This window comes from Paenalcaligenes sp. (assembly GCF_030152715.1).
Lineage (GTDB): Bacteria > Pseudomonadota > Gammaproteobacteria > Burkholderiales > Burkholderiaceae_B > Paenalcaligenes > Paenalcaligenes hermetiae.
Genome location: NZ_JASLIX010000048.1, coordinates 41,486 through 50,041, shown reverse-complemented (window position 1 = coordinate 50,041; position 8,556 = coordinate 41,486). Strand labels below are relative to the sequence as shown.

General features: G+C 48.7%; 9 protein-coding genes. 6 read left to right on the top strand and 3 right to left on the bottom strand.

Annotated elements, in window-relative coordinates; genetic code table 11:
• Positions 1-231: hypothetical protein (locus Q1V74_RS03705; RefSeq protein ID WP_300647107.1), on the top strand; the 231-nt coding region annotated here is incomplete at its 5' end.
• Here the strand turns inward: Q1V74_RS03705 and Q1V74_RS03700 are convergent.
• Genes Q1V74_RS03700 through Q1V74_RS03690 form a run of 3 tightly spaced genes read right to left on the bottom strand, consistent with a single transcriptional unit; the run spans position 170 to position 3,088 of the window.
• On the bottom strand, positions 170-1,267 hold the full coding sequence (locus Q1V74_RS03700; protein ID WP_300647106.1) for a nitronate monooxygenase: 1,098 nt from the start codon (positions 1,265-1,267) through the stop codon (positions 170-172). The two genes, Q1V74_RS03705 and Q1V74_RS03700, sit on opposite strands and share 62 nt — an antisense overlap.
• 50 nt (positions 1,268-1,317) lie before the next feature.
• Positions 1,318-1,770, bottom strand: a complete 453-nt coding sequence (locus tag Q1V74_RS03695) for a CBS domain-containing protein (protein ID WP_260648870.1) — start codon at positions 1,768-1,770, stop codon at positions 1,318-1,320.
• A complete protein-coding gene (locus Q1V74_RS03690) occupies positions 1,754-3,088 on the bottom strand; it encodes a YihY family inner membrane protein (RefSeq protein WP_300647105.1) in 1,335 nt (444 codons plus the stop codon). Before Q1V74_RS03690 ends, Q1V74_RS03695 begins: the two co-directional genes overlap by 17 nt.
• Before the next feature lie 62 nt (positions 3,089-3,150).
• On the opposite strand from Q1V74_RS03690, the gene Q1V74_RS03685 reads away from it, so the two are divergent.
• The 5 genes from Q1V74_RS03685 to leuC all read left to right on the top strand — a co-directional run bounded on the left by Q1V74_RS03685 (position 3,151) and on the right by leuC (position 8,542).
• The gene (locus tag Q1V74_RS03685; RefSeq protein WP_300647104.1) at positions 3,151-3,543 is read left to right on the top strand and encodes a DUF2069 domain-containing protein; all 393 of its coding nucleotides are present in this window, start codon (positions 3,151-3,153) and stop codon (positions 3,541-3,543) included.
• Positions 3,543-5,003: a protein adenylyltransferase SelO gene (locus Q1V74_RS03680; protein WP_300647103.1), complete on the top strand. Its 1,461-nt coding sequence runs from the start codon at positions 3,543-3,545 to the stop codon at positions 5,001-5,003. Before Q1V74_RS03685 ends, Q1V74_RS03680 begins: the two co-directional genes overlap by 1 nt.
• A 70-nt stretch (positions 5,004-5,073) precedes the next feature.
• Positions 5,074-6,159 (top strand): chorismate synthase, encoded by a 1,086-nt coding sequence (aroC, locus tag Q1V74_RS03675; RefSeq protein WP_300647102.1) that lies wholly within the window; start codon positions 5,074-5,076, stop codon positions 6,157-6,159.
• Positions 6,159-6,983, top strand: coding sequence for a M48 family metallopeptidase (locus Q1V74_RS03670; RefSeq protein WP_300647101.1), 825 nt, complete (start codon positions 6,159-6,161; stop codon positions 6,981-6,983). The genes aroC and Q1V74_RS03670 overlap by 1 nt, the downstream gene beginning before the upstream one ends.
• Positions 6,984-7,138: 155 nt before the next feature.
• Entirely contained in the window at positions 7,139-8,542 is a 1,404-nt protein-coding gene (leuC, locus tag Q1V74_RS03665) for a 3-isopropylmalate dehydratase large subunit (protein ID WP_260648864.1), read from the top strand.
• Positions 8,543-8,556 lie beyond the last annotated feature (14 nt).

Here is an 8,556-nt window from a genome sequence, read left to right as displayed (position 1 = left end):
CGTTCAGGGCGGGGAAGGATAGCGCGGACGGCGCAGCCGTCCTATAATGGCATTGCTGCCGACAACCAAGGCAGCCTACGGCAGGGCATGCCGGAAGTAACGCCTGTGGAGATACGAGCAGCGGTTGCGCACTCGGCCCAGGAACCCACCGAAGCGACTCAGGAGTGGCTCAATGCCGCCCCTGAGCGCCGTAGGAATCTTCGGCCTTCAGGCCGGGGAGGATGTCAATAGCTTCTACACAGAGCAGTTGGATGAGGTCAGCGGCAGCGATAGCTCGGCTTAGGGGAGCACCCTGACCCGCCCAGTAAGCGGCAAAATCGGTATTGTTGTGCTGCAGGGCAGCAGCGTGCAGTGCTTTGCCGGCGCTATAAGCAATGGGGTAATCAGGCACAAAATCTGCAAAGGTGGCAATTTCAGTATGCATACGGTTTTTTAGACCACGAGCAGGGCGCCCTGAAATAACCGAGGTAACGTCTGTGTTTAGGCTGTGCGCACTGAGTAGCTGTGCGCGATAATGGGAGTCAGCCGCTGACTCGGGGCAGCTGATAAAAGCAGTGCCCAGTTGTACGGCGTGAGCACCGAGCTTTAAAACGGCGGCAATTTGTTGTCCCGTCATCAAGCCCCCAGCAGCGATAATAGGTAGCTCGATATGGCGCGTTAATAAGCTTATTAATGGTAATAGGCCCAGTTGTAAATCCTCGTTGGGGTCAAAGACGCCGCGATGCCCACCCGCTTCGAAGCCCTGCGCAATGATGCCGTCTACCCCACTATGGGCTAAGACTAAGGCCTCAGAGAGTTGCGTGGCACAACCCCACACCACGATGCCAGCGCGTTGGAGCTGTTGGATGACATGGGGTTCAGGGATCCCAAAATGAAAGCTCACAATAGCAGGACGTTCCTCGCATAACATGGCGATGAGCTCGGGGTTGTGTTGAGCAGTAATATAAGGGATAGAGAGGCTTGAGGGGGGAGCTACCCCGAACTCGGCGAAATAGGGTTCAAGGATTTCTAACCATTTTTGCTCTGCGGCTGGAAAGGGCGCTACGGGTTGATGACAGAAAAAATTGACATTAAAAGGACGAGCAGTGAGCGCTTTAAGGGCGTGAATCTGTTGGCGCGCCTGCTCGATGGAGAGATGGCCTAAGCCCAGTGAGCCTATACCGCCAGCATTACAGACGGCTGCTGCTAAGGCAGGTGTGCTGACACCGGCCATTGGCGCTTGAATTAAAGGGATTGGTAATTCAAAAAAATCACACCATGTTGCCACGTTTCGCTCCTTATGCAGTAAAAAGCCCCAAATTAACTTGGGGCGATGGGTTATTCAGCAAGCGTGTCGGTTGGCCAGTCTCGGATGTAGGCTTTAAGCATATTGTTTTCAAACTGCTGTGCCTCGACTAAGGCTTTGGCTAAGTCATAAAAAGAAATCACCCCTAGCAAAACAGGACCATCCATGACGGGGAGATAGCGAGCATGTTTGGCTAACATAAGGCGCTGGACCTCTTCAGCGCTGGTGTTTGGGGTGACGCTGATGGGGGCATCATCCATAATGCTGCGGATGGTGAATTCATGGCCGGCAACACCTTGTTGGTGTAGATGGCGAATAATTTCGCGAAAGGTCAGCATGCCGACGAGCTCACCGTGCTCCATAATGACAAGAGAGCCGACGTCTTGGGCGCTCATGGTTTCAATAGCCTTAGTGAGTGGGGTGTCAGGCGTAGCGGTATAAAGAATATCCCCTTTTACACGTAAAATTTCACTGACTTTGAGCATAGTTAACTCCTTGGTGTTGTGTGGGCAACAGCATGTTTTTTTGTATTTGTTGACTCAATTGATGAAATAAGTCGGGTTTTTCAAATAACGTTGAAAGAGTGATTGACGGGTTAGCTAAGGTAGCGTCAATCAGTTTCACCATACATGTGGATGCAGGTGTATCGGCTTGATGACGATCAAGGAGAAAGGCATCCACTAAAGGCGCCAAGGGGGTGATGGCTGGATCACAGGCTAAAACCCATTTCTCATCTTCGTTTTCCATGGTGTTTACTACAAAGCCCATTTTTTTTAGGGACTTAAGCAAAGAGGATAGACTTGCTGGGTCACGCTTTAAGTAGTTGCTGATCTCATCGACATTCATGCCGTTAGGCAAAGGCGTGCGCTGTTGCCAAAGCAGCTGCAAAAGAGAAAGCGCATTGACAAAGCTTGCACCAGCATGTTTTGTGCTTACCCAGTTTCGTCGGCGTAAGTTTGGCATAATCGCAACGAGGCTAGCCCCAAGCAGGACTACCATCCACGATAAGTACATCCACATTAAAAAAATAGGTAATGTAGCAAAAGCACCATAAATCAAAGTATACGTGGGAAATTGAGTTAAATAAAAGGCAAAACCTTGTTTTAGTACTTCTAGTGCAAAGGTGGTGGCGATACCACCGGTGATAGCGTCACGCCACAGGACTTTACGGTTAGGCACATACACAAAAAGCGCACTAAAGGCGAGTGCGGTTAGGGCAAGAGGAATAGCGGAGAGGGCAAATGAGGCCAATACAGATAAATTGCCAATATAACCAAGGGACTCTCTAGCCAAAACGGTACTTGCCCAGATGCTTGCTCCGGCCACAATAGGTCCTAAGGAAATAATTGCCCAGTACACAAGAATCCGTTGCGCCAAAGGGCGTTGTTCAGAAACGAGCCAGATCGCATTGAAGGTTTCATCAATGGTCGATATCAGCATAATGGATGTGACAATTAAAAATAAACTCCCGACTGCGGTTAAACTGGACGCTTTGGCCGCAAATTGATTCAGGTAGTCCATGACATTTTCTGATACGGCCTCGGGCATCAGATTCGAAGTTAAAAAACCTTGTAATGCTTCGCGAAAATCATCAAACAAAGGAAAAGCCGTAAATAGCGCCAAAATAACGGCCAGTAACGGCACGATAGCTAAAATCGTGGTAAAGGTAAGGCTGGATGCTACCTGAGTAAGATTACGTTGCAGTAAGCGCTTTAAAATAAAAGCAGCACTGTCTTTAGCATTGTCCCACCACGATGTTTGTGTTGGTGCTGTGGTATCGACGCGGGGCGCTGGTGTAGGCATATGTCTAAACTCCAGACAAAAATGGATGCGATTAAACCGTTAAGTTAAATCATCATAACAATATGAAACCTCAATTAAACCCTATTTTGTATCGAGTTGCTGCCGTTGCTCTCGTTGGCTTAATCATTCTTTGCCTTGTTTGGGAGCTTTTTGTGGCGCCAGTGCGCCCGGGTGGATCTTACTTAGTATTAAAAGTGATTCCTTTATTGTTTCCTTTGCGTGGGGTGTTAAAAGGAAATATTTACACCTTGCAGTGGTCTTCTATGCTGGTGTTGCTTTATTTTATGGAAGGGGTGACGCGAGCATGGTCGGATCCAAATCCCATGTCCGTCATGATGGCAGGCATAGAAATTATTTTGTCTTTTGTTTTTTATCTTTGTGCGTTGTTTTATTTATGGCCTGCAAAAAAAGCGGCAAAACAGCGTAAAAAAGTCACTCATCAACAGGATGCATAATGGGATTATTTGACGGACTGCGAACGCAGAACCATTTTGCGAGCTTAGGCTCTGCTTTTTATACACGGTTAGCGCCGCAAGGACTAACGAACCCTAAGTTATTGCATGTGAACCCAGCGGTTGCTAAAAAGCTAGGCTTGCAGACGGATCAGATCCAGTCTGAAACATTTTTACGCATTATGTCAGGCAATGAGCCATTGCCTGGCGGAGATACCTTAGCGGCGGTCTACAGTGGCCACCAGTTTGGACATTGGGCGGGGCAGTTAGGTGATGGGCGCGCGCATTTGTTGGGGGCGATTCAAACCGAGCACGAGGTGTTAGAACTACAGCTAAAAGGCTCTGGATTAACCCCTTATTCTCGGATGGGTGATGGGCGTGCGGTATTGCGCTCTTCATTGCGGGAATATTTAGCTAGCCATGCCATGCAGAATTTAGGGATACCCACCACAGAAGCATTGGCGATTGTCATGTCAGAGGATCCGGTATACAGGGAAACTAAGGAGACCGCGGCCATTGTGTGTAGAGTGGCCCCCAGCTTTGTTCGTTTTGGTTCTTTTGAGCATTGGTTTAATCACCCTAAGCAGCTACGTCAATTATTGCATTATGTAGTGGATTATTTTTATCCTGAGTGCGGTACGCCGGGCTTGACGCCAGATGCAGAGTTGGCTTTGGCTCTATTACGTGAAATTGTACGGCGTAGCGCACAAATGGTTGCGCATTGGCAAACGGTGGGGTTTTGTCATGGGGTTATGAATACGGACAATATGTCGGTATTAGGGTTGACCATGGATTATGGGCCTTATGCTTTTATGGATGCCTTTGCCATTGACTATATTTGCAATACAACTGATAGCGGTGGGCGTTATGCTTGGTATAAACAACCCAGCATTGTGCATTGGAATTTAGCACGCTTAGCAAGCTGCTTTTTGGATTTGTGTACAGAGTCTCAATTGCAAGAAGTACTGGGGCACTTTGAAAGCGATTATGTGGCGCAGTATACGCATAATATGCAGCAAAAGTTGGGGTGGGATCAGTGGCAAGCGCAGGATCATCATTTAACCAATGATTGGTGGCAGTTGTTACACGACCATCAGGCTGATTTTAGTTTAAGTTTTAGGGCATTAAGCTTGGTTTTTGAACAGCCCGACTCATGGTTGGCTTTATTTGGACACAGCGAAGCCGCGCAACAGTGGTTAGCGCGTTATCAGCAACGCTCAGCGCTTAATCAGCACAGCCCGCAGCAGCGCCAAGAACAAATGGATCAGCACAACCCACTATATGTATTGCGCAATCATTTGGCGCAACAGGTGATTCAAGCGGTGCAACAAGGGGATACTGAGCCCCTAGCGCGTTTGTTTTTTGTATTAGAAAATCCTTATGATTGGCATGAAGGCTACGATGATTTGGCATTGCCGCCCACTCCGGATCAAAGCGTGCCCGCGCTAAGCTGCTCTTCATAGTGTGAGATTGGCATTATTTGGTTATGATTAGCAGCAATCATAAAACCTTTATTTGGGATAAAACGTTGTTATGGCAGCCAATACTTTAGGTAAATTATTCCGTGTTACTAACTATGGTGAATCACACGGACCAGCCATTGGTGCTGTGATTGATGGTTGTCCACCAGGATTGGCGCTTAGCGAAGCCGATATTCAGGTGGAGCTAGATCGTCGTCGTCCGGGTACATCGCGTCATGTCACCCAGCGCCAAGAGCCAGATCAAGTGGAAATTCTGTCAGGTGTGTATCAGGGTAAAACCACAGGAACGCCTATTAGCCTATTGATTCGTAATACCGATGCTCGCAGTAAGGATTATGGCAATATCGTGGATACGTTTAGGCCAGGGCATGCAGATTATGCATATTGGCGCAAATATGGTATCCGTGATCCACGAGGGGGTGGGCGATCCTCAGCGCGCTTAACGGCGCCAACAGTGGCTGCCGGTGCGATTGCTAAAAAATGGTTAGCGGAAAAATATGGGGTAAAAATTCGTGGGTATATGAGCCAGCTTGGCCCGATTGTGATTCCCTTTCAATCGTGGGAGCATGTTTCTAACAATCCCTTTTATGCTCCGAATGCGGATGTGGTACCTGAACTCGAAGCCTATATGGATGCTTTGCGCAAAGAGGGCGACTCGATTGGAGCACGGATCGAGGTGGTGGCCGAGAACGTTCCCGCTGGTTTGGGCGAACCTATTTATGCACGTATGGATGCCGAGATTGCCTATGCGATGATGGGGCTTAATGCGGTCAAGGGGGTGGAAATCGGTGCGGGGTTTGAGTCGGTTTCGCAGCGAGGCTCTGAACATGGTGATGCGATTACACCAACCGGCTTTGAATCGAATCATGCTGGGGGGATTTTGGGCGGCATCACCACTGGTCAACATATCGAAGTGTCTTTAGCCATTAAACCGACTTCCAGTATTCGCATCAAGCGCCCCTCCATTAATACAGAGGGCGAGCCGGTCGAGGTGCAGACCCTAGGCCGTCATGACCCGTGCGTAGGGATTCGTGCAACTCCCATTGCAGAAAGTTTATTAGCGATTGTGATTATGGATCAGTTGCTGCGCCAGCGTGCACAGTGTGCCGATCATTGGTTAATACCAGGAGAAGACTAATGCGAACCTTACTTAAAAAAGCAAAATGGATGGTAGCGCTAGGCACAACCAGCTTATTGGTCGCCTGCACGGCGATGGATACAACAAGCTCTGGCATGGTGGGTATTGAGCGTAAACAGTATATGTCGAGCCTAGTCTCGGAAGCTGATCTGAATCAAACCGCCGCGCAGCAATATAACCAAATGATCAGCCAAGCACGAGCGCAATCAGCTCTTGATGTGAACCAGGCACAAACCCAGCGTGTACGTACCATTGCTCAGCGTTTAATCCAACAGGTGGGGGTGTTTAGACCCGATGCACAACAATGGAACTGGGAAATCCATGTGATTAATAGCGACGAAGTAAATGCGTGGTGTATGCCTGGTGGGAAGATGGCGGTTTATTCTGGCTTGATCAACAAAACCAAAGCCACCGATGATGAGCTGGCTGCGGTAATTGGACATGAAATGGCCCATGCCTTGCGTGAGCATGCTCGTGAGCAGATGTCTCAGCAAATGGCAACCAATATTGGGCTGTCCGTATTATCGGCGGTGACCGGAAGTTCGCTGGTAGGAGACCTAGGCAGCACATTAACGGATGTAATGTTTAACTTACCTAACAGTCGCACTCACGAAACCGAGGCTGATCGTTTAGGGGTGGAGCTGGCAGCTCGTGCCGGTTATGACCCGAGAGCTGCGGTAACACTATGGCAAAAAATGCAAGCCCTAAGCGGTAATGGTACGCCCGAGTTTTTGTCTACCCACCCATCACCGGCATCGCGGATTAATGATTTACAGGTAGCTGCTGAGCGCGTTATGCCGATTTACCAGCAGAATAAACGTTAAGTCCACTTAGCGACTCATACAAAAAAGCTGTGTTCTTTAGACACAGCTTTTTTTATCCTATTATTTTTTATACTAGGATATGTATTGGTCTTGTACCGGTGTAAAACCTTGGCATAATAAAATCATCTTGAAAACTTTTTATGGGCGAGACTCAGATGGCAAAAACCTTATACGACAAGTTATTTGATTCGCATGTGGTGCATCGCGAAGACGATGGAACCTGTTTGCTTTATATTGATCGTCAGCTTTTACACGAAGTGACGAGTCCACAGGCATTCGAGGGTCTGGAGCTTGCTGGGCGCAAGCCATGGCGTATTAGCGCTAACTTGGCCGTGGCAGATCATAACGTGCCTACTACATCCCGTGCCGAGGGTATCGAAGATCCAATTTCTAAATTGCAAGTAGATACTTTGGTGAAAAATTGCGAAAAACATGGCATTACTCTGTTCGATATGAACGATCGCCGTCAAGGGATTGTGCATATTATTGGACCAGAGCAGGGCGCCACCTTGCCTGGCATGACAGTGGTTTGTGGGGACTCCCATACCAGCACGCACGGAGCAGTGGGGGCCTTGGCCTTTGGTATAGGGACCTCTGAGGTCGAGCATGTTTTAGCTACCCAAACCCTATACATGAAAAAAAGCAAAAGCATGCTGATTAAGGTAAATGGTAAGCTGCCTTTTGGGTGTACGGCCAAAGACTTGATTTTGTATGTTATTGGACAGATTGGTACAGCTGGCGGCACGGGGTATGCGATTGAGTTTGCAGGCTCAGCCATTAGTGATTTAAGCATGGAAGGACGCATGACGGTCTGTAATATGGCGATCGAGGCCGGCGCGCGTTCTGGTTTGGTTGCTGTGGATCAAAAAACCATCGATTATTTCCGTGGCCGTCCTTATGCGCCAACAGGGGTGTTGTGGGATCAGGCCGTGCAGTATTGGCAAACGTTGCACTCTGACGAGGGAGCGCAGTTCGATAAAGTCATTGAGCTGAATGCCGCCGACATTGCACCGCAGGTCACATGGGGTACATCCCCTGAAATGGTGATTGATATCACTCAAGCGGTACCAGACCCAGATAAAGAAAAAGATAGCGTAAAACGGGATGGCATGATTCGCGCCTTAGAGTACATGGGCTTGAATCCCATGCAGCCTATTACGGATGTTCGCATTGATAAAGTCTTTATCGGCTCCTGTACGAATGCGCGCATCGAGGACTTGCGTGATGCCGCAAAGGTGGCTCGGGGGCGTAAAGTGGCTTCGAATGTTAAGCAAGCCATGATTGTGCCGGGCTCTGGCTTAGTTAAATTACAAGCAGAACAAGAGGGCTTAGATAAAATCTTTATTGAGGCCGGTTTTGAGTGGCGAGAGCCGGGTTGCTCGATGTGTTTAGCTATGAATGCAGACCGTCTTGAGCCTGGTGAGCGCTGTGCGGCTACATCTAATCGTAACTTTGAAGGGCGTCAAGGGATGGGCGGGCGTACCCACTTAGTCAGCCCAGCCATGGCCGCGGCAGCAGCGATCGCGGGTCATTTTGTGGATGTTCGTAACTACAACTAATTCAAGGAACCAAA

Coding starts and splice junctions, on each gene's coding strand:
- Q1V74_RS03695 (WP_260648870.1), bottom strand. CDS start 1,770: ATGCTCAAAGTCAGTGAAATTTTACGTGTAAAAGGGGATATTCTTTAT.
- Q1V74_RS03690 (WP_300647105.1), bottom strand. CDS start 3,088: ATGCCTACACCAGCGCCCCGCGTCGATACCACAGCACCAACACAAACA.
- Q1V74_RS03685 (WP_300647104.1), top strand. CDS start 3,151: ATGAAACCTCAATTAAACCCTATTTTGTATCGAGTTGCTGCCGTTGCT.
- Q1V74_RS03680 (WP_300647103.1), top strand. CDS start 3,543: ATGGGATTATTTGACGGACTGCGAACGCAGAACCATTTTGCGAGCTTA.
- aroC (WP_300647102.1), top strand. CDS start 5,074: ATGGCAGCCAATACTTTAGGTAAATTATTCCGTGTTACTAACTATGGT.
- Q1V74_RS03670 (WP_300647101.1), top strand. CDS start 6,159: ATGCGAACCTTACTTAAAAAAGCAAAATGGATGGTAGCGCTAGGCACA.
- leuC (WP_260648864.1), top strand. CDS start 7,139: ATGGCAAAAACCTTATACGACAAGTTATTTGATTCGCATGTGGTGCAT.